The organism is Paenibacillus sp. N3.4 (assembly GCF_008017805.1).
GTDB lineage: Bacteria > Bacillota > Bacilli > Paenibacillales > NBRC-103111 > Paenibacillus_E.
In genome coordinates this window covers 43921-70434 of sequence record NZ_VRTT01000026.1, presented here as the reverse complement: position 1 = coordinate 70434, position 26514 = coordinate 43921, and the positions used below count along the sequence as shown (strand labels likewise).

General features: G+C 44.0%; 27 protein-coding genes and 3 pseudogenes. 5 read left to right on the top strand and 25 right to left on the bottom strand.

Annotated elements, in window-relative coordinates; translation table 11 throughout:
• Positions 1–50 precede the first annotated feature (50 nt).
• The 3 genes from FU659_RS15210 to FU659_RS15200 form a co-directional block, all read right to left on the bottom strand.
• Positions 51–692, bottom strand: coding sequence for a TetR/AcrR family transcriptional regulator (locus FU659_RS15210; RefSeq protein ID WP_147948369.1), 642 nt, complete (start codon positions 690–692; stop codon positions 51–53).
• A gap of 56 nt (positions 693–748) precedes the next feature.
• Positions 749–1390, bottom strand: a complete 642-nt coding sequence (locus FU659_RS15205) for a YigZ family protein (protein ID WP_147948368.1) — start codon at positions 1388–1390, stop codon at positions 749–751.
• A gap of 168 nt (positions 1391–1558) precedes the next feature.
• Positions 1559–2914, bottom strand: coding sequence for a glucose-6-phosphate isomerase (locus tag FU659_RS15200; RefSeq protein WP_147948367.1), 1356 nt, complete (start codon positions 2912–2914; stop codon positions 1559–1561).
• A 127-nt stretch (positions 2915–3041) separates the two neighbouring features.
• Between FU659_RS15200 and FU659_RS15195 the strand changes: the two genes are divergently transcribed.
• Positions 3042–4325, top strand: a complete 1284-nt coding sequence (locus FU659_RS15195; RefSeq protein ID WP_147948366.1) for an NAD(P)-binding domain-containing protein — start codon at positions 3042–3044, stop codon at positions 4323–4325.
• A gap of 259 nt (positions 4326–4584) precedes the next feature.
• Here FU659_RS15195 and ppnP read toward each other — a convergent pair whose 3' ends face one another.
• The 4 genes from ppnP to FU659_RS15175 all read right to left on the bottom strand — a co-directional run bounded on the left by ppnP (position 4585) and on the right by FU659_RS15175 (position 9471).
• A complete protein-coding gene (gene ppnP, locus FU659_RS15190; protein ID WP_147948365.1) occupies positions 4585–4902 on the bottom strand; it encodes a pyrimidine/purine nucleoside phosphorylase in 318 nt (105 codons plus the stop codon).
• Between the two features lie 248 nt (positions 4903–5150).
• The gene (tkt, locus tag FU659_RS15185; RefSeq protein ID WP_147948364.1) at positions 5151–7172 is read right to left on the bottom strand and encodes a transketolase; all 2022 of its coding nucleotides are present in this window, start codon (positions 7170–7172) and stop codon (positions 5151–5153) included.
• A 232-nt stretch (positions 7173–7404) separates the two neighbouring features.
• Positions 7405–8274, bottom strand: a complete 870-nt coding sequence (gene purU / locus FU659_RS15180; protein WP_147948363.1) for a formyltetrahydrofolate deformylase — start codon at positions 8272–8274, stop codon at positions 7405–7407.
• A 69-nt stretch (positions 8275–8343) separates the two neighbouring features.
• Entirely contained in the window at positions 8344–9471 is a 1128-nt protein-coding gene (locus FU659_RS15175; protein ID WP_147948362.1) for a deoxyribonuclease IV, read from the bottom strand.
• Positions 9472–9591: 120 nt separating this feature from the next.
• Between FU659_RS15175 and FU659_RS15170 the strand changes: the two genes are divergently transcribed.
• Positions 9592–10020 (top strand): DUF2621 domain-containing protein, encoded by a 429-nt coding sequence (locus FU659_RS15170; protein ID WP_147948361.1) that lies wholly within the window; start codon positions 9592–9594, stop codon positions 10018–10020.
• Positions 10021–10533: 513 nt separating this feature from the next.
• Here the strand turns inward: FU659_RS15170 and FU659_RS15165 are convergent.
• The gene (locus FU659_RS15165; protein WP_147948360.1) at positions 10534–10968 is read right to left on the bottom strand and encodes a hypothetical protein; all 435 of its coding nucleotides are present in this window, start codon (positions 10966–10968) and stop codon (positions 10534–10536) included.
• Between the two features lie 139 nt (positions 10969–11107).
• Here FU659_RS15165 and FU659_RS15160 point away from each other — a divergent pair.
• Positions 11108–11475 (top strand): annotated as a pseudogene (locus FU659_RS15160) (helix-turn-helix domain-containing protein).
• Here the strand turns inward: FU659_RS15160 and FU659_RS35505 are convergent.
• Together FU659_RS35505 and FU659_RS15155 are read right to left on the bottom strand one after the other, a co-directional pair.
• Positions 11438–11581: a hypothetical protein gene (locus FU659_RS35505; protein WP_187274174.1), complete on the bottom strand. Its 144-nt coding sequence runs from the start codon at positions 11579–11581 to the stop codon at positions 11438–11440. The pseudogene FU659_RS15160 and the gene FU659_RS35505 overlap by 38 nt on opposite strands.
• Positions 11582–11634: 53 nt before the next feature.
• Entirely contained in the window at positions 11635–12141 is a 507-nt protein-coding gene (locus tag FU659_RS15155) for a tyrosine-type recombinase/integrase (protein WP_147948359.1), read from the bottom strand.
• A gap of 249 nt (positions 12142–12390) precedes the next feature.
• Here FU659_RS15155 and FU659_RS15150 point away from each other — a divergent pair, with 249 nt between their 5' ends.
• On the top strand, positions 12391–12678 hold the full coding sequence (locus FU659_RS15150) for a hypothetical protein (protein WP_147948358.1): 288 nt from the start codon (positions 12391–12393) through the stop codon (positions 12676–12678).
• Positions 12679–12719: 41 nt separating this feature from the next.
• Here FU659_RS15150 and FU659_RS15145 read toward each other — a convergent pair whose 3' ends face one another.
• Positions 12720–13586, bottom strand: coding sequence for a metallophosphoesterase (locus FU659_RS15145; RefSeq protein WP_261807829.1), 867 nt, complete (start codon positions 13584–13586; stop codon positions 12720–12722).
• Positions 13587–13784: 198 nt separating this feature from the next.
• On the opposite strand from FU659_RS15145, the gene FU659_RS15140 reads away from it, so the two are divergent.
• Complete coding sequence (locus FU659_RS15140) at positions 13785–13964, top strand: anti-repressor SinI family protein (protein ID WP_261807828.1); 180 nt, start codon at positions 13785–13787, stop codon at positions 13962–13964.
• A 21-nt stretch (positions 13965–13985) separates the two neighbouring features.
• On the opposite strand, the gene FU659_RS15135 is transcribed toward FU659_RS15140, so the two are convergent.
• From FU659_RS15135 to galU, 14 genes and pseudogenes are all read right to left on the bottom strand, one after another.
• Entirely contained in the window at positions 13986–14327 is a 342-nt protein-coding gene (locus FU659_RS15135) for a helix-turn-helix domain-containing protein (RefSeq protein ID WP_079414124.1), read from the bottom strand.
• Positions 14328–14465: 138 nt separating this feature from the next.
• Positions 14466–14816 (bottom strand): helix-turn-helix domain-containing protein, encoded by a 351-nt coding sequence (locus FU659_RS15130; RefSeq protein ID WP_147948356.1) that lies wholly within the window; start codon positions 14814–14816, stop codon positions 14466–14468.
• An 8-nt stretch (positions 14817–14824) separates the two neighbouring features.
• On the bottom strand, positions 14825–16627 hold the full coding sequence (glmS, locus tag FU659_RS15125) for a glutamine--fructose-6-phosphate transaminase (isomerizing) (RefSeq protein WP_147948355.1): 1803 nt from the start codon (positions 16625–16627) through the stop codon (positions 14825–14827).
• A 26-nt stretch (positions 16628–16653) separates the two neighbouring features.
• Positions 16654–17820, bottom strand: a complete 1167-nt coding sequence (locus FU659_RS15120) for a DegT/DnrJ/EryC1/StrS family aminotransferase (protein ID WP_147948354.1) — start codon at positions 17818–17820, stop codon at positions 16654–16656.
• 65 nt (positions 17821–17885) lie between these two features.
• Positions 17886–18521, bottom strand: coding sequence for an acetyltransferase (locus FU659_RS15115; protein WP_147948353.1), 636 nt, complete (start codon positions 18519–18521; stop codon positions 17886–17888).
• Between the two features lie 15 nt (positions 18522–18536).
• The gene (locus tag FU659_RS15110) at positions 18537–19133 is read right to left on the bottom strand and encodes a sugar transferase (RefSeq protein WP_147948352.1); all 597 of its coding nucleotides are present in this window, start codon (positions 19131–19133) and stop codon (positions 18537–18539) included.
• Positions 19134–19155: 22 nt separating this feature from the next.
• The gene (locus FU659_RS15105; protein WP_147948351.1) at positions 19156–20121 is read right to left on the bottom strand and encodes a glucosamine inositolphosphorylceramide transferase family protein; all 966 of its coding nucleotides are present in this window, start codon (positions 20119–20121) and stop codon (positions 19156–19158) included.
• A complete protein-coding gene (locus FU659_RS35500; protein WP_187274167.1) occupies positions 20109–20270 on the bottom strand; it encodes a YwzD family small protein in 162 nt (53 codons plus the stop codon). Before FU659_RS35500 ends, FU659_RS15105 begins: the two co-directional genes overlap by 13 nt.
• Positions 20271–20326: 56 nt before the next feature.
• Positions 20327–21370 carry a UDP-glucose 4-epimerase GalE gene (galE, locus tag FU659_RS15100; RefSeq protein ID WP_147948350.1) on the bottom strand — a complete coding sequence of 348 codons (1044 nt, stop codon included), beginning with the start codon at positions 21368–21370 and terminating at the stop codon, positions 20327–20329.
• Between the two features lie 15 nt (positions 21371–21385).
• Positions 21386–22459, bottom strand: a complete 1074-nt coding sequence (locus FU659_RS15095) for an EpsG family protein (RefSeq protein WP_147948349.1) — start codon at positions 22457–22459, stop codon at positions 21386–21388.
• Positions 22460–22480: 21 nt separating this feature from the next.
• Positions 22481–23365, bottom strand: coding sequence for a glycosyltransferase family 2 protein (locus FU659_RS15090; protein ID WP_147948348.1), 885 nt, complete (start codon positions 23363–23365; stop codon positions 22481–22483).
• A 4-nt stretch (positions 23366–23369) separates the two neighbouring features.
• Positions 23370–24479: a glycosyltransferase family 1 protein gene (locus FU659_RS15085; RefSeq protein WP_147948347.1), complete on the bottom strand. Its 1110-nt coding sequence runs from the start codon at positions 24477–24479 to the stop codon at positions 23370–23372.
• A pseudogene (locus tag FU659_RS15080) lies at positions 24464–25617 on the bottom strand (glycosyltransferase family 4 protein). The gene FU659_RS15085 and the pseudogene FU659_RS15080 overlap by 16 nt, the downstream one beginning before the upstream one ends.
• A gap of 9 nt (positions 25618–25626) precedes the next feature.
• Positions 25627–26501: pseudogene (gene galU / locus FU659_RS15075) on the bottom strand (UTP--glucose-1-phosphate uridylyltransferase GalU).
• Between the last annotated feature and the right edge of the window lie 13 nt (positions 26502–26514).

The following is a 26514-nucleotide window of genomic DNA, read 5'->3' as shown; positions in this document are numbered from 1 at the left end:
AGAAGAAAGACAGTCGTCTAACTTCCTTGGAGATTTTATATAATAATCCATTATGCCGATTCATGACTGACCAGTGTAACATGGGACCGCTGTTGTTCTGGAGCATTCAAATCCAAGCCTTGGCAAATCAGACGAATGTGCTCATCCGTTAGTTTACGCGCTTCTTCGTAAGACTGTTTGAATTGAATACAATAGGATATGAGACCGTGCAAAGACATAAACAAATTCCATGGAAGTGTAAATTTTTTACTTTCGGTGCCCGGCTGATCCGGTATGACGTGTTTAAGGACCGTCGCGAACATTTCCAAGCATTGGGCCTGCTCTGTACGTGAATATTGCTGCAGCTCAGGTTCATTAATCATAAACATCATTTCGTAATGATTTGGATTATTCAGACCAAACCATACGAATTCCATCATCAATTTCTGAAGCAGATTCGAAGTAAAGCCATGCTCGCGAACGATCATTTCCCGTTGCCGCTGCAGAAGCATGGAAAAATCATCCTTTATCAATGCATAAAACAGCTCTGCTTTTTCATTAAAATGGTAATACAATGCACCGTGGCTGTACCCCATTGCTTTTGCGATGCTGCGCATCGTTAAAGCGCGATAGCCAAAAGTATTGAATAAATCCCGCGCCTCCGCAAGTATTCGTTCTCTGCTAAGTTCCTGTGCGACTGCTTTCCTAGCCATTCCTATCCCTCCGCATCCTTAGCTGTTATGAAATTGTAGTTGGGGCTTGAACCTGCCTATAGAGGCAGATTCTTATGAACGATGTATGCGTGTTCCCCTGAAATAATTACGCTTTGTCCTTGTGTAACATCCGTTGCCCAACTCATGAATGACTCAGCTTCTGCAGCCAGCGGAAAACAGGTTACGGTCACTTTATCCGTAAATTGAATCTCCCCCAGAAGCATACCCTGATTACGAAGCTCATTCTCTAGTTTGCCATACCATGTATAATCGACCTCAATCAACACTTGTTGGTGATTGACTTTATAGATAGGCTCCGCTGCTTCAATACCTACTACGGCTCCATCTGTATAAGCGCGAATGAGTCCCCCAGCGCCTAGCATAATGCCACCGAAATAACGTGTAACGACTACGGCAATATTCTTGAGTCCTTGATGCTTTATAACTTCCAAAATCGGCTTGCCCGCCGTACCGCTCGGTTCCCCGTCATCAGACTGCTTCTGGATCTGATCCCTCTCTCCGATTACATAGGCAGAACAGTTATGCGTAGCCACTTTATGTTCTTTCTTAATAGCTTCAATAAATAGAATAGCTTCTTCTTCGGAATATACCGGCTTGGCATGGCCGATGAAACGCGACTTCTTAATGATAATTTCCGACGACCCGTACGATTGGACTGTTTTGAAATGTGCTAGCATAGCCGACCTTTCATGGTAGAAGGAAACATCTGTTTCATTATATTCTACACACAACCTTTCACTTCGACAATATAGAAAGAAAATTTACCATACAAATAATGGGATTTTTCGAACAAAAAAACGACCTACCCGATAGGATTGGTCGTTTTTGGCAATTCCATACGTGTCTTATTGTTGTAAGCGTGCTTCCAGCTCCGCTTTTTCCTTCTCGTAGCCCGGTTTGCCCAAAAGCGCGAACATGTTCTTTTTATAAGCTTCAACGCCAGGTTGGTCAAAAGGATTCACACCAAGAAGATATCCGCTAATTCCGCAAGCTTTCTCGAAGAAATACACCATGTATCCGAAAGAATAAGGTGTCATATCCGGCAGCGTTACGATCAGATTAGGGACATTTCCGTCCGTATGAGCCAGCATCGTACCTTGAAAAGCTTTCTTATTCACGAAGTCCATCGTTTGACCACTAAGGAAGTTCAGCCCGTCCAAATCGTCCGCATCCGTACCAATCGTAATATGATCAGCCACTTGATCGACTTGAATGACCGTTTCGAACAGAATACGATTACCGTCTTGAACGAATTGGCCCATGGAGTGCAGATCCGTTGAGAAGTCTACTGAAGCAGGATAAATCCCTTTATAGTCTTTCCCTTCACTCTCACCGAACAATTGCTTCCACCATTCGGAAACGAAGTGCAGCGATGGCTCATAATTCACAAGAATTTCGATCGTTTTGCCTTTGCGGTAAAGCGCGTTACGCACAGCTGCGTATTGGTAGCTCTGATTTTCGCTTAATTTGGGATTGGAGAACTCATGCTGTGCGTCTGCTGCACCTTTCATGATCGCCTCTACATCAATGCCGGCCGTTGCGATTGGCAATAGGCCAACTGCCGTTAGTACGGAGTAACGCCCGCCTACATCATCCGGAATCACAAAACTTTCGTAGCCTTCAGCTGTTGCCAGTGTTTTAAGTGCGCCCTTCTCTTGATCCGTTGTTGCGTAGATCCGTTTGCGAGCAGCTTCCTTCCCATACTTCTTCTCCAGTAATTCACGGAAAATACGGAAAGCAATCGCCGGTTCTGTTGTTGTACCGGATTTCGAGATCACGTTCACCGAGAAATCTTTGCCTTCAAGTGCTTGAAGCAGGTGAGTTACGTATGTAGAGCTGATGTTGTTTCCAACGAAATAAATTTCCGGAGTCTTGCGTTTATCTTTAGGCAAAATGTTATAGAATGAATGAGAAAGCATCTCAATTGCTGCGCGAGCACCCAGATAGGAACCGCCAATCCCGATCACGACTAATGCGTCCGAATCAGATTGAATTTGCTTAGCTGAGGCTTGAATGCGGGCAAATTCCTCACGGTTATAGTTCTCAGGAAGATCCACCCATCCTAAGTAATCGGAGCCTGCACCTGTTTTGTTGTGAAGCTGATTATGCGCCAATTCTACTTGAGCAGATAAATAATCCACTTCATGTTGGGATAAGAAGGATAACGCTTTGCTGTAGTCAAAATGTAGTTTGTTACTCACTAAACTCGCCTCCACCTCTATTTTTTTCCTTTTCCTAGCATACTTATTTGCCCACATAAATGCAAGTAAAGAAGGCATTCACAGGTAGGAATTCCCATGATAAAATGAAAGTTAGAGGTGATTGTACATGAAACGTATCGGCTTTATTGGACTTGGCACAATGGGTAATCCCATGGCAGCTAACCTGATCAAAAAAGGTTATATGGTTACGGTATATAATCGAACGACAGAGAAAGCAAACGAATTAGTGCGTCTTGGTGCTGAACTGGCAAGAACACCGGCAGAAGCGGCCAAAAGTTCAGATGTACTCTTCACCATGCTTAGCAATGACGCTGCTTTACTAGACACTTTTTATAGCGAACAAGGGATTTTAAGCGGACTTCATCCAGCACTTACGATTATTGACTCCAGTACAGTAGCTGCACAAACCAGTCAGAAGCTGGCTGAGGAGCTTGAGGCTCATTTTGTTGACTTCCTCGATGCGCCTGTCACTGGCACCAAGCCTGCTGCTGAAGCCGGCACACTGACCTTCATGGTTGGCGGTAACAAGGAGGTATTCGACGAGCACAAAGACTTACTCCTTGCGCTTGGCAGCAAGGCCCTATATCTGGGACCGTCCGGCTCTGGCTCTTATGCCAAGATTGCCCATAACACGATGGTGGGCATTAATTTAGTCGGTTTGGCCGAAGGACTGTCCATTGCAACCAAAGCAGGCATCAATCCTGTTCAGTTCCTCGAGATCGTGCGCTCCGGAGGAGCCAACAGCAAGCAGGTCGAGCTGAAGGCCGACAAGATCCTCGATCGAGACTTCAGCAATCAATTCTCCCTGAAGCTGATGCTGAAGGACCTGGTGCTTGCTCAAGAGCTAACAAGCAAGTTCCAAATGCCCGCTCCTATGCTGCAAGCAGCGACAGGCTTGATCCAGATGGGCCTCAGCAAAGGACTCGGCGAAGAGGACCTAAGCGCTGTTATTCAATGCTACGAGGATTGGATCGGACAAGCTGTAAGTAGAGAGAAGGAGTCCCTCTCCGTTGAGGAAACGCCGGCTTCTCCACTTTCCGGCCGCGAGCGCCGCCGGAACATGCGCGTGAAGCTCGACATCAGACTGAAGCTCTCTATTTATCAGTGGGAGCAGGAAGGCTCTTTCTCCGGGCAGAACATCGACGGCACACTCTTTGACTTGTCAGAGAGCGGACTGCAAATCACATCCAGCTCACCCTTGGCGCCGGACATGTTCATCGTCATTCACTTCCCGCAGGAAGCGGAGCTTCCCCCGATCACGGCGCGCGTCATTCGGATCGAAACCAATGGCTCCGAATTCCGTTACGGCTGTATGCTTTCCGGTTTGCCGCCTTATGTGCGGATCAAATTGGAGCAGTATATTGAGGATCATATTGAATATGCGCTGTAGCCGTTTCTAAACGTATAAGTTCTGGTTCTAACAAACCAAACCTACCTTCTTTCCCGCCAGTGGGAAGAAGGTAGGTTATTTCTGATATTTAGCGGCGTTACTTATCCGCTGCACGATGAAGAAACACTATATATGCTGCGTATCCTTTCCGTTTTTTGTAAGACAGCATAAAAAACCCGTTCTTCACTTGGACCAGTGTATGCATAGTCCGATGGAAGAACGGGTTTTTGAATCGGCGCCGCGAACGGCTCGGAACCAATTACTCGCTAATATAAGAGCAAATATAATCGCTTACTGTTTTCACTTCAAGCTTGAATTTCGAGTTCGCAGGAACTGTAAATTCGCCTTCTCCATTGATCGTAATCCACTCGCTGCTGCCAGGCAGCAAAACGTTCAGCTCACCGGCTTGGATTTCCATAATTTCTTTCACATCTGTTCCAAACTCATACTCGCCCGGAAGTAAAATGCCGAGTGTTTTTTTGGTGCCGTCTGCAAACTGCACAGTGCGACTGGTGACTTTACCGTCGAAATAAACATTGGCTTTCGTTAATACAGTTACATTTTCAAAGCTGGACATGGACATATTTCCCCCTCAAGTTAACCAAGAATAAACGACTTCGTCGTCCTTCTAGGACGACGCGTTTGTCAAGGTAGATGCGAAGCAAAAGTATACAACTTATACTTTCTTATCTACTAAAAATAAAGCCATGCACGCACCAGGCGTGCAATGGCTGTTTGTTATACGAGTTAGGCTCGCTCGCATCGCGCTTAAATTTCAGTCAAGCCTGCGCGGTGCGAAGTCTCTTGATACCTTTGCTCTCTTTATTAACCGAGCAATGCTTTCACTCTCGCTACAACATTCTCAGGTGAGAAGCCGTATTCTTTGAGCACAACATCACCAGGCGCGGAGGCTCCGAATGTGGAGATTCCGAGGATCGAACCTTGGTCACCCACATAACGTTCCCAACCAAGTGGGTACGCCATTTCAACCGCAAGACGTTTTTTCACATCAGGAAGAATAACGGAATCTTTGTATTCTTTGGACTGTTTCTCGAATAGCTCTAAGCTTGGCAAGCTTACGACGCGTACGTTAATGCCTTCTTCTTGCAGCAGCTTCTGAGCAGCTACAGCGAGCTGTACTTCGGAACCTGTTGCAAGGATTTGTGCATCCGGCTTACCGTTAGCAGCTTCGGACACGACATATCCACCTTTGCTCAAGTTCGCTTTGGCACCTTCCACTGCGCCTTCAAGAATCGGCAGGTTTTGACGAGTCAAGACGAGTGCAACAGGACCTGTTGCTTGGGACAACGCATAGCGCCATGCTTCTGATGTCTCGTTAGCATCCGCAGGACGAATAACGGTGATGCCCGGAATAACGCGAAGCGCTGGCAGTTGTTCAACCGGCTCATGCGTAGGTCCGTCTTCACCAACCGCAATACTGTCATGGGTCAGAACGTAGATCACAGGAAGCTGCATAAGAGCTGCCAAACGAATAGATGCGCGCAAGTAGTCGGAGAATACGAAGAATGTGGCTCCGTATACTTTAAGACCGCCATGTAAAGCCATACCGTTCAGCGCTGTACCCATACCGAACTCACGTACACCAAACCATAGGTTGCGGCCTGCGTAGTTGCTTGCTGAATAGTTTATTTCGCCTTTGATCATCGTGTTGTTCGAGCTTGCAAGGTCAGCGGAACCGCCAATCAATTGCGGCAATTTGCCCGCAATTGCATTAATAGCATTACCGGAAGCTGCACGCGTAGCAAGCGGCTTGTCCGATGTGCTGTAAACAGGAAGGTCTGCATCCCATCCAGCAGGCAGTTCATTATTCACAGCTGCCGTGAACTGGTTGCCAAGCTCTGGGTATGCTTTGATGTAATCGTTCAGCAAGCTGCTCCAAGCTTGTTCTGCTGCAGCGCCTTCGACTTTAATTGCTGCATAATGAGCTCTTACTTCGTCCGGAACAAGGAAGTCCGGCTCTTCCGGCCAGCCGTATGCTTGTTTGGTCAATTTCACTTCACTGCCACCAAGCGGGGAACCGTGAGGACCTACGTGACCGCCTTTACCACCTTTGTTCGGGCTGCCGAAACCAATGGTTGTTTTCACTTCAATCAGCGTAGGACGCGTTGTATCCGCTTTTGCATCAGCAATCGCTTTGGAGATCGCAGCAAGATCGTTCTGCTCTTCTACGCGCAGCACTTGCCAGCCGTAAGCTTCAAAACGCTTCTGTACATTTTCGGAAAAAGCCATGTTCAATTCACCATCAAGGGAAATATCATTGGAATCATACATCATGATTAATTTACCTAGTTTAAGGTGAGCAGCCAAAGATGCCGCTTCAGAGGAAACGCCTTCCATCATATCGCCATCGCCACAAATCGCATAGGTGTAGTGATCGATAACAGGGAAGTTCTCTTTATTGTAAGTCTCTCTCAAATGAGCTTCTGCCATGGCCATACCAACCGCCATACCAACCCCTTGTCCAAGAGGACCCGTCGTTGCATCAACACCAGCTGTGTGGCCATACTCCGGATGTCCTGGAGTCTTGCTTCCCCACTGGCGAAAGTTCTTAATCTCTTCCATCGGCAGGTCGTACCCGCAAAGGTGAAGCAGGCTGTATAACAGCATGGATCCGTGTCCTGCAGACAAGACAAAACGGTCGCGGTTGACCCATTTCGGATTCGCAGGATTGTGTTTCATATGCTGTTTCCATAGTACGTAAGCCATCGGAGCAGCCCCCATTACCATACCAGGGTGGCCTGAATTTGCTTTCTCAATGGCATCGATACCTAAAGTACGGATCGTATTAACGGCTAATTGTTCAATAGTTTGGTTTGCTGCTGTCATTCGAAAATTCCCTCCTACATTTCTATAGTTTCATCATTTAACTACTTGTACATACAAGTGACTTTTCTCGCTTGCATTATTGTACCATTTGCTTTGAGGCTTTGCCACAATAAACCACTGAATTCATTATTTTCTTGTAATAGAGAGAAATCATTCATTTAACTTATGAGAAGTTTGAATTTGTATAAAAAAAAGGCTGAATCCATGTAAAGGATCCAACCCGTCATTCCGTTTAGTTAAACACAACCGTCTTATTGTTATGGACGATAATGCGATCTTCCACATGCCACGATACAGCTCTAGCGAGAACAATACGCTCGATGTGACGACCGATCCGCTTCAAATCTTCCACGTTATCGCGATGGCTTACACGCTGAACGTCCTGTTCAATGATGGGTCCACCGTCTAGTTCCTCCGTCACGTAGTGAGCGGTGGCTCCAATGATTTTCACCCCGCGATTATGTGCCTGCGCGTAAGGCTTCCCGCCAACAAATGCCGGTAGGAAGGAGTGGTGAATGTTAATAATTCGATTCGCATAGTGTTTAATAAAAGATGGCGACACGATCTGCATATAGCGAGCTAACACAATAGCATCAACTTGGTCTCCCACCACTTCTAACTGGCGACGTTCAGCCTCATCTTTCGTATCTGCTGTTACGGGAATATGATGATAAGGTATTCCGAATGGTTCTACCAACGATTGCATATCTGGATGATTACTGATCACCATCGCGATATCCGCGTTGAGATCACCTGCACGCCAGTGCCAGAGCAGCTCAAGCAGGGCATGATCTTCCTTGGATACGAAGATAGCAATTCGCTTCTTCTGACTTGCCAAGGAAAGACTCCAATCCATGGAGAATTTTTCAGCGACACTTGCAAAATCCTGCTTCAGCTTTTCAGCGCGGTTAGCAAGCTCTTCTAAATCAAACTCGATGCGAATGAAAAACATACCACCCTCTGGGTCCATCGTATATTGATCGGATTGCACGATATTCGCACCATATTCGAATAAGAAATGCGAAACTGCCGCTACAATACCCGGCTGATCCGGGCAAGAAATAAGCATTCTCGCTCTGTTTATGTTGTTTCCTCGTTCCATGTTAACCCCCTAAGACTTTTCCGTCAGAAAAACTTTCTTCGTAAGCATTCAATCTTATCTGCCTCTAACTTAAGCTTGCTTGAGCACTTCTTGACCAGCGAGCCATACGGTCAGACGTTGATTGATTTGCTCCTCGCTAAGCTCAGGCAATAGACCCTCTTCATGCACGATGTCGTACAGTCGCTCCAGCGGCTCGCGTCCGTCCGCTTTCTTCGCTTTCGCATCGTTTTTCAAAATATCCCATGTATTCAAAATAAAATCACGATAATGAATATCCTTTTTCCCAAACAAATGATCGATTCTCTCGACTTGATCTAGGAACTCCCCGCCAAAGCGTCCACTTAAATTACCCGAAAGCAGCGCAATCTCAACCTCGTACATAGGACGTTGGGTTTTGTCTTCTTTACCGATCCAAGGCGTTTCCAGAATCATAGGCAGATGTTGTAACTTCTCGTGACGAGCCACGTTATTCATGGCTTGGAAACCAATCCAACCTGAACCTAAAGGCGCGTGACGGTCTTTACTTGCTCCGCGAGGATTTTTACTATCATTCAAGTGAATAACGCCCAGCTTGTTTATGCCCACTACACGGTCAAAATGATCCAGAACACCGTCAAGATCATTAACAATGTCATAACCAGCATCATGAATGTGGCATGTATCCATACATACAGTCAGCTTGCCGTTATCCGCTACTTTGTCCATGATAGCCGCGATTTCCTCAAAGCTTCTACCGATCTCTGTCCCTTTGCCTGCCATCGTTTCCAGCGCGATGTTGACGTTCGTATCTTTCACTCCGGCGAGCACTTTGTTCAAGCCTTCAGCAATACGGGCAATCCCATACTCAGCGTCTTTGTCTGTGTAAGCACCAGGGTGAAGAACAATATTGCGTACACCGATATAATCCGTTCGACGAATTTCTTCTTGTAGGAAACGAACGGCTAAATCAAACGTATCTTCCTTATAAGACCCTAGATTGATAATGTATGGAGCATGCACGACGATTTCATGAATCGCATGCTTGTCCATTAGTGCTTTCCCTTCTTCAATATATTGATCTTCGATCGGTTTGCGGCGCGTATTTTGCGGAGCCCCCGTGTATATCATAAATGTAGATGATCCGTATGAAATGGCTTCTTCAGCCGCATTTAACAGACCTTTATCTGAGAACGAAACGTGCGAACCAATTTTCGGCATAATCAATTACTCCTTTTCGTGTTCACTATCTTCTTATTTTACTCGGATTGTCGCAAGAAATCTAGAAATTTGATATAATTCATTTCATATAACGATGTAAAATAGTGAGGTGACAAATAAATGGGCAATGACTTTTTCATGTGGTTTATCATTTTTTGGGTATGTGTCCTACTTTTTTTCATGACGATCGGCGGCTATTTCATGTTTCGGAAATTTCTCAAAGTACTGCCTAAAGAAGACGGTAAATCCAAGCTCGACTGGCAAAATCACTACGTGGACAACTCTCGACACCTTTGGACAAATGATTCCAAAACATTTTTAGACCAGTTGGTATCCCCTGTACCTACAGCGTTCCGGGATATTGCGAAGCACTCGATCGCTGCCAGAATTGGTCAAGTTGCTTTGGAAGATGGCGCAAAAGAAGTAACACGGGAGCATTGTATCGAAGGATATATTTTGGCGACGCCACGACGCGACTATAAAAGCTTGACTAGCTTTTTGGAGAAGCAACAGATTGATTATAGTGCTTATAAGCATTTGTTGCAGTAATAGAAAGGACAAAAAGCCGCTCCACTTTTTCACTAAGAGAGACGGCTTTTTGGAATTTTCATGCCCTTAATTCGTATGTTCAAGCAAAAACTTCTTTCTGGGAGTTAACTTTATGTACAGATGCCCCTAGAACTTGATAAGACAAAGGCAGATCAAAATCCGTATAACATTTATGTGAATTGCCAATAATTTCAATATTAAACCTATTTTCCTCCGTGAAAACACACGATTTACAGAGACAAAGTGGGATCGTCGTATGATAAAAGCCCGTCTTAAAGATCATGTTTGCATTTGCCTTCACCATAACTGAATTACATTGAATACAATATACAATATCTACATTCATGTTCTTCCCCCCTTAATTTCTCGTATTTAACTTTTTGTTACGATATGTATACAAATCAATTATAGGATACGATTTGTAACATTACAAGGGGGGGCGATCCAGAATTTGTGAAAAAGCAACGAATAAAAGCAAATTTAAAGATGGATCTGCTTATTCATTTATCTTCTTCAGCATATCAAATCGACTGTATTCTCCATGGATAAGGACTCTGGTGAGTAGCTTTTCACTAGTTTACCGTATTTATTATCCTGCTTAACGGCAAGCTGATTAATCATGTATAGCATTTCAGAATCAGCGTCTTCATTCGAATCTTGTTTAATTATCGCTTTATATACGTATTCATTTTCCGTATTGCTTACTAACGTAATGCCACCAACAACTTGAATTGAACGATTAAAAATGGTGAGTTCAAACCCGTAGGTGACCTGACGATTTGTTGGCAAACACAACGAACTTATAAATTTAAAATGGAATTTCTCAAGTTCTATAATGTCAATTAATGTATATTTACTATTTATTAGCTGATCTCGAATTTGAACAATATTCAACTTACCCATAAATGGTACCACCAATTCCAATTTATCCCTTCTTTCCACTGCCATTCCTATAACTCTCCTTTATGATTTCATCTTTTATCTAGTCAAATGAATCTCTGCTTTGCTATAATAGTTCTCTGATACAGCCTTAAAAGCAGTGGAAATATGGATATAGAAAAAATACATAGTGAGGAATGATACCTACTTGAAGTATGGAGATAGAATTGCGCAATTACGTGAGAAAAGAGGACTGACTCAAGAAGAACTCTCCAATAAAATTGGTATTTCTAGAGCTGCTCTTTCACATTATGAAACAAACCGCCGTGAGCCAGATTACGAAACGATTAATAAGATTGCAACTTCTTTAGTGTTTCTATTGATTATTTGCTCGGCAGAACAGATCAACCAGAGATGGTTCTTGATCATGATGTTCGCGAGTTTGTTGAGCACCTCGATTTAACGGATGAGAGCATTTTGAAAAAATTCTCTTTGACTGTGGATGGCAGAAGACTAACTCCTGATGAAGCAAAAAGGTTTATTGCTTTTGTGAGAGCTGAGCGCTCCTTGGAGTAGATGGTGAGGAAGAGATGCTTGTTGTTTGTTGAAACTTCTGTGGATCAATACCTAGCTGCTGAAGAATTTGATGAATGTTTAACAAAATCTTTTCTTCGTTTTTCATAAAAGAAGCAACACTCCCAACGCTCAGCTATGATCTTGGAATTGAAGTAATATCTAACTCGTTACACCGATATATCTTAAAGTAACAGATGGGGCCGACTGATTAAATAAATCTCTTAAAACCGAAACATTTTTCGTTTTTAGATAATAATGATAACCATATGTTTTTCGGAGCGTGTGCGTACCAATATCAGATAGCCCCACTTGCTTGGCAGCTTCGCTCAGAATCCGATAAACCCGAATTCGTTTGATCGGGTTGCCTGTCCGTTGGGATGGAAACAAAAAATTGTCTTCATCCATATACCTGATATAATCCTCAATAAATACCTTCAGCTGTGCAGAAAGCTGAAACGTCTTTAATTTACCCGTTTTTTCCTCCCGCACATGTACGATATTTCGATCCATCACATCTTTTACTTTCAACGAAAGAAGATCGCTTAGATGGAGTCCGGAATTAATCCCAATTGTGAAAAGAAGCCAGTCTCGAATCGATTGTTCTTTCAACACGGCTTGTATCGCTTCAATTTTCTCTTGTTCTCTTATAGGCTGAACCACTTGCATGAGTTGCACCTCACATCATTTAATCGGATTCATTTGTTTTGATACTAATTGTATCTAAAAATACCAAAAAAATATGTTATTCCCAAGTCCCCCCTCTTTATCACTATATGATACATATTGTATCACAAATTATAGAAATGATCTATGCCTTTTCTAGTTCTCAAAACCTAATATTTACGATATAATTCTTTATAACGAACGTCCACTCCTACATACATATTAATTTATCATGAAGGGAGGTTAGGTACAATGTATAAAATCGTAAGAATATCCCTTATCCTTCTGCTTTTTAGTGCAATTATATTTCCTGCCTATGCTTCTGCATCAACAAGCTCTCATAATGCCTCAGAGAACAAAAAAAGTGCGGCACAACCCATTCAACAACTATTCTCTTACGTCACTAGCAATAAGAAAGAGATTGACAAAAATCTGGAAGATTTAATCAAGAAAAACAAAAAAGACTTCGATAAGATGAAGTGGGAAGACACTGATGGCAAGGATTCTCTTGATATTTGGAAAAAATGGTTCTGCTATTAGGACATACTCCGTTGGCTAAAGCCAGCGGAGATTCTGCTTGTTTAAGACGGCTTAGTCTCTAGGTCAAAGACCGTAATCTCAGGCCGACAATTGAACCGGATCGGAAATAACGTTGTTCCTATTCCGCGATTTGTATACACATGAAACTCACTGTCTGCGAAGGTGTACAGCCCCATCGGATACTTCTGAGCCAAGTCTGGTATAAAGATGCTCCCGTAAAAAGGGATTCGTATCTGCCCGCCATGGCTGTGACCCGAGAGCTGCAAATCGACAGGAAAAGAGATGGCTGTATCTGCAAAATCCGGCTCGTGGGCAAGTAAAAGTACGAAATCGTCCCGTCCTACCCCCTTCATAGCGAGTGGTAAATTAGGTTTGCCATGAAAGATTTCATCTATACCGACCACCTGCAATCGCTCATGTCCACGCACAATAGATCGGCTTTGGTTGATAAGTACGGTAAAACCTGAGCGCTCCAGCACATCCACGACCCGTTTGGCATTCAAACGCATATCGTGATTACCAAGAACTGCAAATTTACCCAAATCGGCTTGAAGTCGAGCTAGAATCGGAATGACGTCATCGCTTACTTCCCCGAATTTAGAATCAAATAGATCCCCTGTAAAGCAGATCAAATCAGGTTTTTGCTTTTGAACAAGTTCAACGACTTCTTCTAATCGATTCAAGCTGTAATACTTTCCAATATGTGTATCGCTAAATTGGACAATCCGCATGCCTGCGAAGGATAAAGGATAACGACGATATGAAAGACGAACCATTTTGGTTTGGATCCAAAACCGCTCTCCGAAAATACTATAAAGCCCGCCAACTCCCGCTAGGGCAGCAAGAGCTTTTATGGTAAATAGGCTGTTCTTGAGAAATGTCCTGCGACTAAGGCGCTTACCATTCACCAGGTAATCCCTCCCCTCTCCCGTTTATTGAGGCGATTTCCGGTATTCACGTGTTATTTGTCGAGGGATTCACCTTATTCCTGATACACTTTGTATAATTTTAATAATTGCAGGATTGATTTCACGGAAAAAACGTGCAATAATAAGCAGTAAGATACGATTTGTATCACATCGGATGATTGTGGAGGGGTTATAACTATGAGTATGTTAAACCAGATGAAAACCGAAGAGTTTGATGCAGAATGGATGAATCTGATTATGAGTGCACGTAAGTTGGGTCTTACGTTGGAGGATATCCGCGCATTCTTAAGAAGCCCCTATCAACCCATGAAAAATCCACACATTTCAACAGCAACGAACACTTGTACGTCCCCGTAGCATTCATTAACGAACTCAATACTACTCATCGTTTGGACGTTTCATTCTCCATTTATTGAAATCTAAAAATTCCCGAAACTGCTGTTTGTCAACACCTGAAGTCATGGCTTCCTTAATGATCTCATACCATTCCTGATCCAGCTCACGGTCATTTGGAGCCATTTCTTCCTGATCATCAATCAACCTGTCGACAGGTACTTTTAATACAGCTGCAATTTTCTCAAGAAATTGAATCGACGGATTCTTCTGAATGTCTCGTTCCAAGCTGCTGATATATGACTTGGCAACGCCTGCGCGTTCTGCCAATTCTGTCAGGGACAGGCCTTTCTCTTTTCTCAATTGTTGTACACGTTTTCCAATCATTTCAGATCTTCCCTCTTCGTGAAGTTATAATTGCTCTTGTTGTTAGTATAGCAGAATTTCTTACAACGAACAAATATGTTTGTTATTAAGAACGGCAATTCACCAAAAAAATGTTTTTGGGTAAACGCCGTTAATGAATTATTGTTTATTCGATGTTTTATCATCTTGCCATTTCATAAAATCAATAAATTTTTTAAATTCATGAATCCGTTCTTTGGCTATGCCGGATTGTTTCAAATAAAAAACAAAATCAATCCATTCTTGATCCAGTTGAGGGTTCGTCTCAACATCTACCGCTATTTTTAACAGCGTTTTCAAATCTACCTTCAGAACCAGGGCAATTCTTTCCATGACATGGATAGAAGGGTTCTGTTTAAGATTTCTTTCAATGTTGCTTAAATAGGATTTGGAGATACCGGTCCGCTCAGAAAGCTCTGATAACGTATATCCCCTTTGTTTACGAATACTTGAAATGTTTTGTCCAATCATGGTCTCCATCACTCCACAGTAACACTCTTGGCAAGATTTCTTGGTTTATCTACATCGCAGCCCCGATATAATGCAGCATAATAAGCGATTAGTTGTAAAGGAACGACGGAAACAAGCGGTGTTAGCCATTCATGGACTGCAGGGAGAATAATGTGATCTTCTTTCTCCTCGATCCCTTCAATGCTAATCATACAGACATGTGCGCCGCGTGCTTTGACCTCCTGAACATTACTGCGAATATTGGCTCTAACGTGAGCTTGTGTGACGAGTGCAATAACCGGAGTACCTTCCTCAATTAAGGCAATCGTCCCATGCTTCAGCTCTCCGCCCGGAAATCCTTCGGCTTGGATATAGGAAATCTCCTTCAGCTTGAGCGCGCCTTCCAAACAAGCATAGTAGTCCACACCCCGACCGATAAAAAAGCAGTTACGTGAAGTGTTTACATATTGCCAAACGACCTCTTCCATCACTTCTTTATGATTAATCATAATTTCCATGGCATTCGCGGCAATACTTAATTCATGCACAGGATTCACATCTACCTTGATTCCCTTGGCACGCGCGCTATCGAATGCCAATATGGCTAAGACAGCGATTTGTGCTGTATAGGCCTTAGTTGATGCTACCGCAATTTCTGGTCCGGCATGCGTCAATAAGGTGTACGTGGCTTCGCGAGATAGCGTTGACCCTGGAACGTTGGTTATCGTCAAGGTGATATGGCCCAATTGTTTCATAGCGACTAGCACACCTCGACTATCCGCTGTTTCTCCACTTTGGGAAATAAAGATAAAGAGTGGATTCACTGACAAGAGAGGTCTGTTATATAAAAATTCACTGGCAATATGTGTTTCAACCGGTATATCTGCAATCTTCTCCATCAGCTGCTTACCTACTAATCCCGCATGATAACTTGTACCACAAGCAATGATGTAGATTCGATCGGCCTTCTGGATATGCGCCCGAATATGGCTATCGATAACCAAATCGCCAGTGATGTCTTGGTATTTGGAGATGACCTTACGGATGACAACCGGCTGTTCGTCAATTTCTTTCAGCATATAGTGCGGGTAGGGCCCCTTTTCGATATCGCTGGCATCCAGCTTGACGTAAAAGGGTCTACGCTGAACGATTTCTCCGCTCAGGTTTGTAATCCGTTTGGAGGTTTGGCGGAGAATGACGATCTCTTCATCCATCAATTCAACAAATTGATTCGTTACTTGCAGCATGGCCAGAGCATCACTAGCAATAACGTGGAAATCTTGACCGAGTCCGATAAGTAATGGGCTCTTATTTTTACCTACATAAATCGTTTCCAAGTCTTGATTGTCTAATAAGGCAACCGCATAGGATCCCTTAATCTCCAGGAACAACTGCCGGAAAGCATTCTCAACCGCTACTCCGCTCTCCACCCATTTATCCATCAATTGTACGATAACCTCTGTGTCCGTATCACTGGCGAAGGGAATATCCAGCAAATAGCGCGCTTTAAGTTCTTCATAGTTCTCAATGACTCCGTTATGAACGATCGTAAACCGTCCGCTGTTGCTTAAATGAGGATGGGCATTTCTACGACTAGGCTTCCCATGTGTGGCCCATCGGGTGTGGCCGATTCCTACCTTCGCCTGCTCCTGCTCGTCGATGACCTCACGAAGGGCCGCAATGCGGCCCTGTTCTTTGTAGACATGCAGTCCACTGTCATTTAACAGGGCTACTCCGGAGGAATCATAACCTCTGTATTCCAGTTTTTCAAGTCCTTTGACTAAAATCTCCTTCGCATCTTGATTACCGATATATCCAACAATTCCGCACATGGTTACGATGACCTCCCGTTTAATAGTTAACTTGAATGAATGGTTTGAAGGATAGACTTCTTCATACACGAGATAACTCTATACTGGTCATCTTCTGTCATTTGAGATCCGGAAGGCAAACATAGACCTGTATGAAATAATCGTTCCGATACAATCTCCTTTTCACGATGCGGATAAAATTTAGCTCCTTCAAAAAGCGGCTGCAGATGAAGCGGCTTCCATACGGGACGAGCTTCGATGTTTTGTTCCGTCAATGCTGCAAGCACTTCCTGAACGCTAATCCCCGCTTCTTGCTCGTCTATGGTTAAGACGGTGAGCCAACGATTGGAACGTGAGCTTGCCAGTTCTGGCATGAAGTGAACGCCCGGTAAAGAGGACAAAGCTTCTTGATACCTATTAAAAATCATTCTTCTGGCTTGAACGCGATCATCCAATACCTCTAATTGGGCTCTTCCAATCCCTGCCAGAACATTACTCAAACGGTAATTAAAGCCCAATTGACTATGCTGATAATGTGCCGCCTGATCTCTTGCTTGTGTAGCTAAAAACCGTGCTCTTTTTAACTGCTCCACATCATTGGAAACCAGCATGCCCCCGCCCGAGGTGGATATGATCTTGTTCCCGTTAAAGGAATAAACACCAAATTTGCCATAAGACCCGCTTGCTTCACCCCGATAGGTGGAACCTAACGATTCAGCCGCATCCTCGATAACGGGAATATCAAAGTCATCACATAACCGAATAATTTCATCCATTTTGGCACTTTGTCCATAGAGATTGACGACAATAACGGCTTTAGGCAATTGCCCCTCTTGTACTGCGTCATGCAGTGCGCGTTCCAGTGCCTGAGGCGACATATTCCATGTCTCCGGCTCAGAATCAATAAAGATCGGCTTGGCCCCGCAATAGACAATCGGATTCGCACTGGCCACAAACGTAAGACTTGAGCAGAAAACCGTATCGCCTTCTTTAACCTCCAGCAGTTGCAAAGCAAGATGAATGGCAGCTGTCCCTGAGCTGACAGCCGCGGCATCCTTAACGCCTACATAAGCAGCAAGCTCTTTCTCAAAGGCATCCACATGCGGACCAAGCGGAGCGATCCAATTTGTATCAAAAGCGTCCTGGATATACGTCATTTCATTCCCGCTCATGTGTGGAGGGGAAAGAAATATTTTCTTGTTTTGTAGCGACATGATATTAATTCACAGCCTTCCGAATAGATGATATATGCATCAATAGCTATTTTTCTCCGAATTTCCTAAGACGATCTAGCAATCATTCGAGCAGGAATGCCTACAGCCGTACAATAGGAGGGGAGATCATGAATGACTGTTGCCCCGGCTCCCACAGTGACCCATTCCCCTATCTTCTTCCCTGGAATAACCGTTGCCCCTGCACCGATCATAGCCCCTTCCCCGGCAACAACAGAGCCTGTCAGCAGAGATTTCGGGGCGATGTGGACATAATCGCCAACATAGGCATCGTGCTCAACAATTGCACCAGAATTAATGATGGCGTGATCCCCAATGACAGCACCGGCATTGACAATGGTATGAGCCATAATTACGGACCCAACCCCTATAAACGCACTTCCACTCACAATGGCAGAATCATGAATGAGTGAAGTATAGCTCTCTCTCGTTAAACCCAGCCTCTCTGCAATCGACTTGCGAGTTCTATTATTGCCGATTCCGATCACAAATTTAGGAGAACTCCGCATCTGTTCAACTAAGTCGTGTACAGAGGAAATAGGTCCTATGTAGATGTCGCCGACTAGCTTTAATTGTTCGTACTTGTCATCCAGGATAGCCCTGAGGTTATACGCATGCTTCGATCCAATTAAATCCTTGATTACTTTGCTATGTCCGCCTTCACCTATGAGGACGAGATCCATTTTGTATCACAACCTTCATGAGAGGTTCGAACCCGAAAATTTCTCCATCGTCACATGATTCCCGTGACTGATCCCATCAGACCTCAAAACCTTAACAACCGTTAAGGCGAGGATTCTCAAATCAAGAAGAAAGTTTTGATTTTCCACATACCAGACATCCAGCTTAAATTTGTCTTCCCAGGAGATTTCGTTCCTGCCGTTGACTTGAGCCCATCCGGTAATGCCTGGCCTGACAAGATGACGTTTGGCCTGCTCTTTCGAGTAAAGAGGTAAGTAATCCATCAACAGTGGTCTTGGCCCTACCAAGCTCAAATCCCCTTGAATAACATTAACCAGCTGCAGGAGCTCATCTAGACTAAACTTCCTGAGCAACCTGCCGAATGAGGTTAGTCTTACTGAATCAGGCAGCAATTTTCCTTCGTGGTCTCGTTCATCCGTCATGCTTCGGAACTTATACAGTTGAATAGGCTTCCCATGTAACCCAGGTCTCTGTTGTTTGAAAATAACAGGTGATCCCAATTTAAGCCTAACCAGAATAGCGACTATCCCGATAATCGGGAGAAATAAGACGAAGCAAGGAATCGCTATCAACAAATCAAATAATCGCTTCATATGCTCTCTTCTCCTACTGATCTTAACTAAACATCTTTGATTTAATACGATCGAGCTTCCATGCAAAATAGTTCCATCTCTTCGTCCTCTGGCCGTCTACGGCTACCAGCCATTCATTATCGCTAATCATGAGTTGGTCAATATGATGCATGCCGTCTTTCCGCCAGTCTCTTTCTTTATTCGTGCCTCGTAATACGAGTGACACTTCCTCATCCGCATACTCGAATTCGGACAGTGTATTTATTTTGAATACGCGCACAGAATTTCCATAGTATTGAGAACCATCTTGTGTATAGCGATACAGATGACTTCCCATTGCAACGAGTCGTCCCCCTGGTCTTGTAATCCTCTTATCATTCGTAATGATTGGGCTTTGAGGATGCTCCATCCATGGACCCAACAAATCGCCTGCGTGGAATAAATGAAGATTGCCTCCTTCCGAACCGGCAAAGATCCACCATTTGTCTTCATACTTCACAATGGAAGGATCCAAGAAGTTTCCTTCGAATAACTCGGAAACGACTTCCCATTGGAACGGAAATTGTTTGGCCTTGTATAACAATACACGCCCAGCTCCTGCGGTCTCAGGCAGCATATAGACGTCATCCTCGATGACAAACACCTGTGGGTAAGACAAATGAAAGCCTTCACGCAGCACAACCTGCTGGTATTCCCACTTAGCTCCGTCATCACTGATGGCCAACCCAATTTCACCCCGTCCTGATCCTTTGTTAAAGACTTCAAAAAATAAGTAGAACTTCAACTTATATTTGATAATAAAAGGATCCGCTACAAATTCGGCATGCACATCACTGACATCCGAGGCTTGCAGAGAGGGCGTATCCAAATTGGTTTCCATGCAGGAGTTCGAAATCATATGTTCGGATTGAAAAACCTTAATGGACCAAATCTGGGCAACCATTCCTTTCTGCATGAGAGAGAGCAAATTCGAGAATTTCTGCAAAGACTTGCTTTTTAGGATTGGCAAGTCATTTCCTCCCTTAGGACCAAAATAATCTGTCTTTTAATTTCTTCAATTAGCTCTTTGGCCTCAAGATGTTCCGAATCCTTGCCGATCCTGTATACGTCAATGACAATTTCTTTCATCTGTTGGTTTGTCAGTGCAGATATATCCATGAATAAGACCTCATTATCTATTAATTATGTATGGTGCATACAGGCTCACTTAGATATTAAGAAATACCCGTAAAGAGAATAGGCTTCTCCTTCTGATACCCTTGCGGATTATTCGATTGCCAATGCCACGCATCCCGGCACATCTCTTCAATTCCCTTTAGGGCAACCCAGCCGAGTTCCCTTTCCGCCTTGGATGGGTCTGAATAACAGACGCCGATATCCCCTGGTCTACGATCCGTAATCCGATACGAGATACGTTGACCGGTTACTTTCTCGAAGGATGCAATCATCTCCATCACGCTATAGCCACGCCCAGTCCCAAGGTTATATGCTTCTATCCCCTTAGAAGACACGACCTTCTCCAGTGCCTTCAAGTGCCCTCGAGCCAAATCCACAACATGGATATAATCCCTTACGCCAGTGCCATCCCGTGTTGGATAGTCGCTTCCATAAATGTGCAGTTCGTTTAACCCACCGGCTGCCACTTGTGTGATATAAGGCATTAGATTATTCGGTATCCCATTGGGATCCTCGCCTAGCTTTCCACTACTATGAGCACCAATCGGGTTAAAATAACGCAGTAGGGCGATGCTCCACTCCGGATCCGATTCGTACAGATCCTTCATCATCTCTTCAATCATTAGCTTCGTTCTCCCATAAGCGTTCGTTGCGCTAAGCGGGAAATCTTCGGAAATCGGTACGCTGTCCGACATCCCGTATACCGTAGCGGAAGAGCTGAATACGATGTTTTTAACCGCATGCTCCTGCATAAGCTGGCAGAGCACGAGCGTGCCCGTCATATTATTATGATAGTAGCGAAGTGGCAGCCGAACGGATTCCCCTACGGACTTGAACCCGGCCAAATGAATAACGGCGTCTATCTTATTTTGCTTAAACACGACTTCCATCGCTTCTTGGTCCAAGAGGTCCGTCTGATAGAACGTGAAATCCTTGCCCGTTAGCTCCTGTACCCGCTTTAGCGATTCCGTGCTGCTATTTGCAAGATTGTCTACCACCACGATCTCATAACCCGCATTTAATAATTCCAAACAGGTGTGACTTCCAATATAACCAGCCCCACCGGTTACAAGAACAGCCATCCTCTAACCCCCTTTTCAAAACCTCAAGTAATCGCTTTTGTAAATAATATTTAAGGTCACTACATTCTCGTAGTAGAAATACACCATATAAAAGCCAAGAACCGCGTAGTAAATCAGTTTCTGCTCTCTTTTGACAAATAAACTAATCACCCATGACATGAGGAGGACATTATATAAGCCAAAGTAGATCGAAAACCTTGCGAAAATCCAATTTTGCGTCGCGACAGCCATGATCACAAAATTCAATAAGGACATATTGACAATGTAATCACTTTGCGGAAATAGCTCTCTTAGTTTATGTCTTCCCAAATAAGCAAATAGGAGAGGGACGGCACCCACGGCTACTCGAATGACATTAGCTCCGCCTTCTTGAAAGTTTTTATACTCACTGTAATGCGTGTCTGCAATAGCGGAGAATATGGCATCCGATAACACGTTGTATCCCAGGATTATAATGACAGCCACGAAAAGGAGTACGAATGTCGAGGCCTCCCATGCCCTTCTTCGAACAATGAAATAAATGGGAATGAGGATTAAGGCACTCTCATGAAATGTAGAAGCGAAGGCAACTACAAGGAAATACTTTTGCCAACTTCCCGCAAATAAATACTTGGTAGCCGCAAATACAATGGCAGATGCCAGAAACTGGCGAACACCGTTCATCGAAACAATGTAAAGCCCTGATGTGATATAGACATAGATGCTCACTTCAAATAACTTTGAATACTTGTATAACACATAGACAATAAGCACATTGGTCACTAACGCAGTTAAGAAGATTAATAATTGAGGGTCACCCGTGAATGATTTCAAGACCATTTGCAGGATGCCAAAGCCAATATCCTTTTCTGCCCTAACCTGTTCCCATGTGAAATCATTAAGTTTGTAAGCATACATATAAAAGAACGTATCGCCTATGTTATTACGAAGCCCGGCTATGATGACAAATGTAGCCATGACAATGGCGGCCATCCATTTATTAGGCTTTATCAACAAGGGTCCAGAGCCGGTTGTCACAGGTTTGGCCAAATACCTTGAAAAGAACGATGCAATATAGACGACAACCAGATTAACCCATAAGATAGCCATTGTGACATTCCTTTCGAGTACCTACGAGATTCTTGTTTTTCTAATCATGTACCAATAGAGGATGACCCCAAGTGGAATAGCTAGAAAAGTTAACATTTTGGCCGGTGTTTCCTTCATAAACCTTCGATTTCCAGAAGTCATGCTGCTGGAGACGTAGTGGATGGATTGCCTGAATTTGAAGAATAAACTTGCGAAGGGAAGCTTCATGAGCTCTTTCCTGTAAAAGGCGAATCCCTTTGGGTTCTTGCGATACTGCTTCAACATATTCATGGAGGAGCCATCGGGTAAATACTCCACACAGCAAAGCACTTCATTCATCAGCAGTAGTTCATACGATTGATCCAGCTTATAATACTTATAGGCCAAGCCAACATACTTCTCATTCTCAAAAATGGGATAGGGATAGTCCCGAGTTAGCTCGGTTCGATACACCAGCTTCTTATCACCAGTCACACGATGCTTGCTGTATAACTCAAAAAGTGTTGAGCTTTCAAGCTCTTCAGGCAGCCTTGAACCAATGATTCGCCCATCTGTGAAAGCATCGAGTCCAATGATTCCACTTACCTGATCGCTTCCATGGCTTTCCCAAAAAGCATTTATTTGTTCTACTGCGTTATCCGGCATATAATCATCGGAATCAATGCATACATTTAATTCCGTGTCGATGAGCTGATAAGCGGTATTATGGGCTCCATGCATCCCCTGATTATCCTGATAATGATAACGGATCATCATCTCATTCTCTGCGATCCAGCCCGCCACCAGCTCATCGGTATTGTCCGTTGAGCCATCATCAATAATTAACCAGATGAAGTCTTTGGAGGTCTGCCGTTTAAGACTTTCATAACAATGAACCAGACAATAGGCTCTGTTATAGGTCGGTGTAAACACGGTAAGCTTCTTCATGCGATCACCTCAATATGCCTAAATAAAAACCCTCTGTCCAAGCGGCTGTATTCTTAATGTCGTAGCCCTTGTTCGATAACGATAACGCCGGGATCTGACGTGTTAAATTTCCTTCAATGATTTGCTTCATTCTGTCAATCCAAACCTGCTTGTCATTCAGCGGCAGCCGCTCTACCAAATGAATATCCATATCCACTTCCTGGGTGATTTCATCCGATATGAGACAAGGCAGACCCGCACCTTGCGCCTCGATGAGTGTGACAGGCAGTCCCTCATGCAAGGAAGGAAATACGAACAGATCAAAGGCTTGAAGCAATCGCGTAATATCACTGCGGACCCCGAGGAATCTTACCTTGTCCTGCAAGAGATAAGCTTTCACTTTCTTCTCGATGACCGCTCGCAGTGGTCCGTCTCCTGCAAGGACCAACACCGTATCCGGTCTTTCTCGATTCAATTGGGCAAATATATCAATCAGAAAATCATGATTTTTCTGATGAGCGAATCTCCCCACATGTCCGACTACGTAACAATCCTGTGAGAGCTTCAATTCCCGTCTAACTTGCTCTCTAACCTCTGGCGAGAACGCAAATTTATCACTCTCGATGCCATTTTTGAGGATCATCGCATTCTTCTCTTTTTTGTGAAATAGCCATTCGGCTGCTTTCGTGGAACAAGCCACAAAGTGCGTTGCACAAGACGTTATGAAGGTGCCGGCTACCCACTTATAGAGCCTGGCAGCGGCTCCGCCCTCACTGCTCGTATTATGACTATGCGCAATTCGTATGGGAGCACCCGCTTTTTTGGCGGAACGCAGTACGAATCCACTCATTTTATCCATATGGGCATGCACGATCTTGTAATTGGGATTGGCTGCAAAAAATTGATCTAACGCTTGGATATATTTCGCATGACCAATATCCGAAACATAGGGAATCCGATGAAGGGTTCCCCCCATCCCCATAATCTCAGCATCATAGGCTCCTGCTTTACAGGTTAGGAAGTCGAATTGGACCTTGGTTCGATCCATATTCCGATATAGATTCATAAGGAGTGTTTCTGCTCCACCTCGGTTCATATTCACGACAACATGTAGAATTCTTATTGGATCGCCCACATGACTTCCACCTTTTCGTCCATAAATAGGGAATATATCCTGCTCTTTTCTTCTAATACCTGATGAATGGCGTATCGACTTTCAATCAATTCTCGGCCGCTCTTCCCCAGCTTCATTCTTAATTCCTGGTTATGAGCAACCAGCTTGATTCTCTCTGCCATGGCTGCTTGATCATTAGGAACGATAAGCCAGCCATTCTGCTCGTTGTGAACCAACTCATTATGCCCTCGGTTTTCACTTGCGATGATTGGAAGTCCACTAGCCATAGCCTCCATTAGATTCACCGGAAGCCCTTCACGAAGGCTCGAAGCTACGGCAACATCACACATCTGCAATAGTTGGTCGATATCATTGCGGTACCCCAGAAATTCGATCTGATCGGCTATATGTAATTGTTCGGCTAGATCACGGCATTGTTCTTTCAATGCCCCTTCACCGGCAAGCAGAAGCTTGACATTAGGTACATCCTCTTTGGCCGAAGCTAAGGCATGAATGAGCATTTGTTGATTCTTATTGGCATTAAACTCAGCTGCATAGAAGAGAAGAATGTCATCCGGTTGATAACCGTTTGCCTGCTTTAATTCACGCTTATAGGAGTTTTCCACTGGTTTAAACCGTTCTGTATTCACACCAACGCCGTGAACAAGTTCAACTCGACTTGCCCGGAATCGGTGATTAACAGCTAGCTGGTAGTCCTCCTCATTAATCGTTATTAAGCAATCGGTTAGATAGGAAAGCAATTTCTCTAACGGATAATACACCAGCCAATGAACGAGAGGCGCTCCTTTGCAAAGTGAAAGCCATGCGCGGTGTAGATGACCTTCGTTCCCTTCTTCCTCGCTTTTCGTGCTGCCAAGCGCGCCAGCACGCCCCCCATCGGGGTATGACAATGGATGATATCATAGTGATTCTCATGGATGATTGACTTTAATTGCGAGTAAGCTTTTAAGTTGGCTTGCTGGAACGGAGATCTTTGGATGGGAACGTTATACTTCTTGTCGACATACGGAAGCTCCATATTCCCGTTCGCAGCAATATGGACTTCCCATCCCTGCTCTTTGAACCATTTCATATAAGGAACATGGAAGGCATTAAAGTGATAATCGACCGTTGCACAAAATAACACTTTCTTAAGCATCTGCATCCCCTACTTAATGAGTTCCTTCTCCAAGATCGAAGAGAGGTATTTCAACAGCTCGTATTTTAAATCCTCACGCTGGAGCGCGTAATCGATGGATGTTTGTATAAAACCTAATTTCTCGCCCACATCGAATCGTTTGCCTTCAAATTCGTACGCATACACAGATTCAAGACGATTTAACTCAGCAATAGCATCCGTAAGCTGGATTTCCCCACCGGATCCCGGTTCTAGATGACTAAGGATCTCAAAAATCCTAGGTGTTAAAATATAGCGGCCCATGATTGCAAGGTTCGAGGGTGCATCCTCTTTCTTCGGCTTCTCCACTAAGTGATTAACGCTAAAGAGACGCTTGTTGATTTCCATACCATCAACAATTCCGTATCGAGACACCTCATCAACCGATACATGCTGTACACCAATAATGGAGGCTTCACGCTGTTCATATTGATTGATCATTTGCTTTAAGCAAGGCGTATCCGCCCGAACAATATCGTCGCCGAGGAGTACCGCAAACGTTCATCACCGATGAACTTGCGTGCGCACCAGATAGCGTGTCCCAGACCCTTAGGTTCCTTTTGACGGATATAATGGATTTCTACTCTGGACGATTTTTGAACTTCCGTTAATAACTCGAACTTTTGTTTCTCAAACAAATTTTGTTCGAGCTCAAAGCAATTATCAAAATGATCCTCGATCGCTCTTTTCCCTTTACCGGTCACAATAATAATGTCTTCGATTCCCGACTCGATCGCTTCTTCAACGATGAATTGAATGGTGGGTTTATCGACGATGGGCAGCATTTCTTTGGGCATAGCCTTGGTAGCAGGCAAGAATCTTGTACCTAGACCTGCTGCGGGAATGATCGCTTTCCTTACTTTCATGATGGTTTGCTCC

What these genes read in the sequence shown, in the direction of transcription:
- FU659_RS15210 (WP_147948369.1), bottom strand. Translation starts at nt 692, where the DNA reads ATGGCTAGGAAAGCAGTCGCACAGGAACTTAGCAGAGAACGAATACTT.
- glmS (WP_147948355.1), bottom strand. Translation starts at nt 16,627, where the DNA reads ATGTGCGGAATTGTTGGATATATCGGTAATCAAGATGCGAAGGAGATT.
- FU659_RS15130 (WP_147948356.1), bottom strand. Translation starts at nt 14,816, where the DNA reads ATGATTGGACAAAACATTTCAAGTATTCGTAAACAAAGGGGATATACG.
- FU659_RS15135 (WP_079414124.1), bottom strand. Translation starts at nt 14,327, where the DNA reads ATGATTGGAAAACGTGTACAACAATTGAGAAAAGAGAAAGGCCTGTCC.
- FU659_RS35500 (WP_187274167.1), bottom strand. Translation starts at nt 20,270, where the DNA reads ATGGATATATCTGCACTGACAAACCAACAGATGAAAGAAATTGTCATT.
- purU (WP_147948363.1), bottom strand. Translation starts at nt 8,274, where the DNA reads ATGGAACGAGGAAACAACATAAACAGAGCGAGAATGCTTATTTCTTGC.
- FU659_RS15170 (WP_147948361.1), top strand. Translation starts at nt 9,592, where the DNA reads ATGGGCAATGACTTTTTCATGTGGTTTATCATTTTTTGGGTATGTGTC.
- FU659_RS15120 (WP_147948354.1), bottom strand. Translation starts at nt 17,820, where the DNA reads ATGTCGCTACAAAACAAGAAAATATTTCTTTCCCCTCCACACATGAGC.
- FU659_RS15110 (WP_147948352.1), bottom strand. Translation starts at nt 19,133, where the DNA reads ATGAAGCGATTATTTGATTTGTTGATAGCGATTCCTTGCTTCGTCTTA.
- FU659_RS15150 (WP_147948358.1), top strand. Translation starts at nt 12,391, where the DNA reads ATGTATAAAATCGTAAGAATATCCCTTATCCTTCTGCTTTTTAGTGCA.
- tkt (WP_147948364.1), bottom strand. Translation starts at nt 7,172, where the DNA reads ATGACAGCAGCAAACCAAACTATTGAACAATTAGCCGTTAATACGATC.
- FU659_RS15155 (WP_147948359.1), bottom strand. Translation starts at nt 12,141, where the DNA reads ATGCAAGTGGTTCAGCCTATAAGAGAACAAGAGAAAATTGAAGCGATA.
- FU659_RS15095 (WP_147948349.1), bottom strand. Translation starts at nt 22,459, where the DNA reads ATGGCTATCTTATGGGTTAATCTGGTTGTCGTCTATATTGCATCGTTC.
- FU659_RS35505 (WP_187274174.1), bottom strand. Translation starts at nt 11,581, where the DNA reads ATGAAAAACGAAGAAAAGATTTTGTTAAACATTCATCAAATTCTTCAG.
- galE (WP_147948350.1), bottom strand. Translation starts at nt 21,370, where the DNA reads ATGGCTGTTCTTGTAACCGGTGGGGCTGGTTATATTGGAAGTCACACC.
- FU659_RS15090 (WP_147948348.1), bottom strand. Translation starts at nt 23,365, where the DNA reads ATGAAGAAGCTTACCGTGTTTACACCGACCTATAACAGAGCCTATTGT.
- FU659_RS15115 (WP_147948353.1), bottom strand. Translation starts at nt 18,521, where the DNA reads ATGGATCTCGTCCTCATAGGTGAAGGCGGACATAGCAAAGTAATCAAG.
- FU659_RS15175 (WP_147948362.1), bottom strand. Translation starts at nt 9,471, where the DNA reads ATGCCGAAAATTGGTTCGCACGTTTCGTTCTCAGATAAAGGTCTGTTA.
- FU659_RS15205 (WP_147948368.1), bottom strand. Translation starts at nt 1,390, where the DNA reads ATGCTAGCACATTTCAAAACAGTCCAATCGTACGGGTCGTCGGAAATT.
- FU659_RS15165 (WP_147948360.1), bottom strand. Translation starts at nt 10,968, where the DNA reads ATGGCAGTGGAAAGAAGGGATAAATTGGAATTGGTGGTACCATTTATG.
- ppnP (WP_147948365.1), bottom strand. Translation starts at nt 4,902, where the DNA reads ATGTCCAGCTTTGAAAATGTAACTGTATTAACGAAAGCCAATGTTTAT.
- FU659_RS15140 (WP_261807828.1), top strand. Translation starts at nt 13,785, where the DNA reads ATGAGTATGTTAAACCAGATGAAAACCGAAGAGTTTGATGCAGAATGG.
- FU659_RS15195 (WP_147948366.1), top strand. Translation starts at nt 3,042, where the DNA reads ATGAAACGTATCGGCTTTATTGGACTTGGCACAATGGGTAATCCCATG.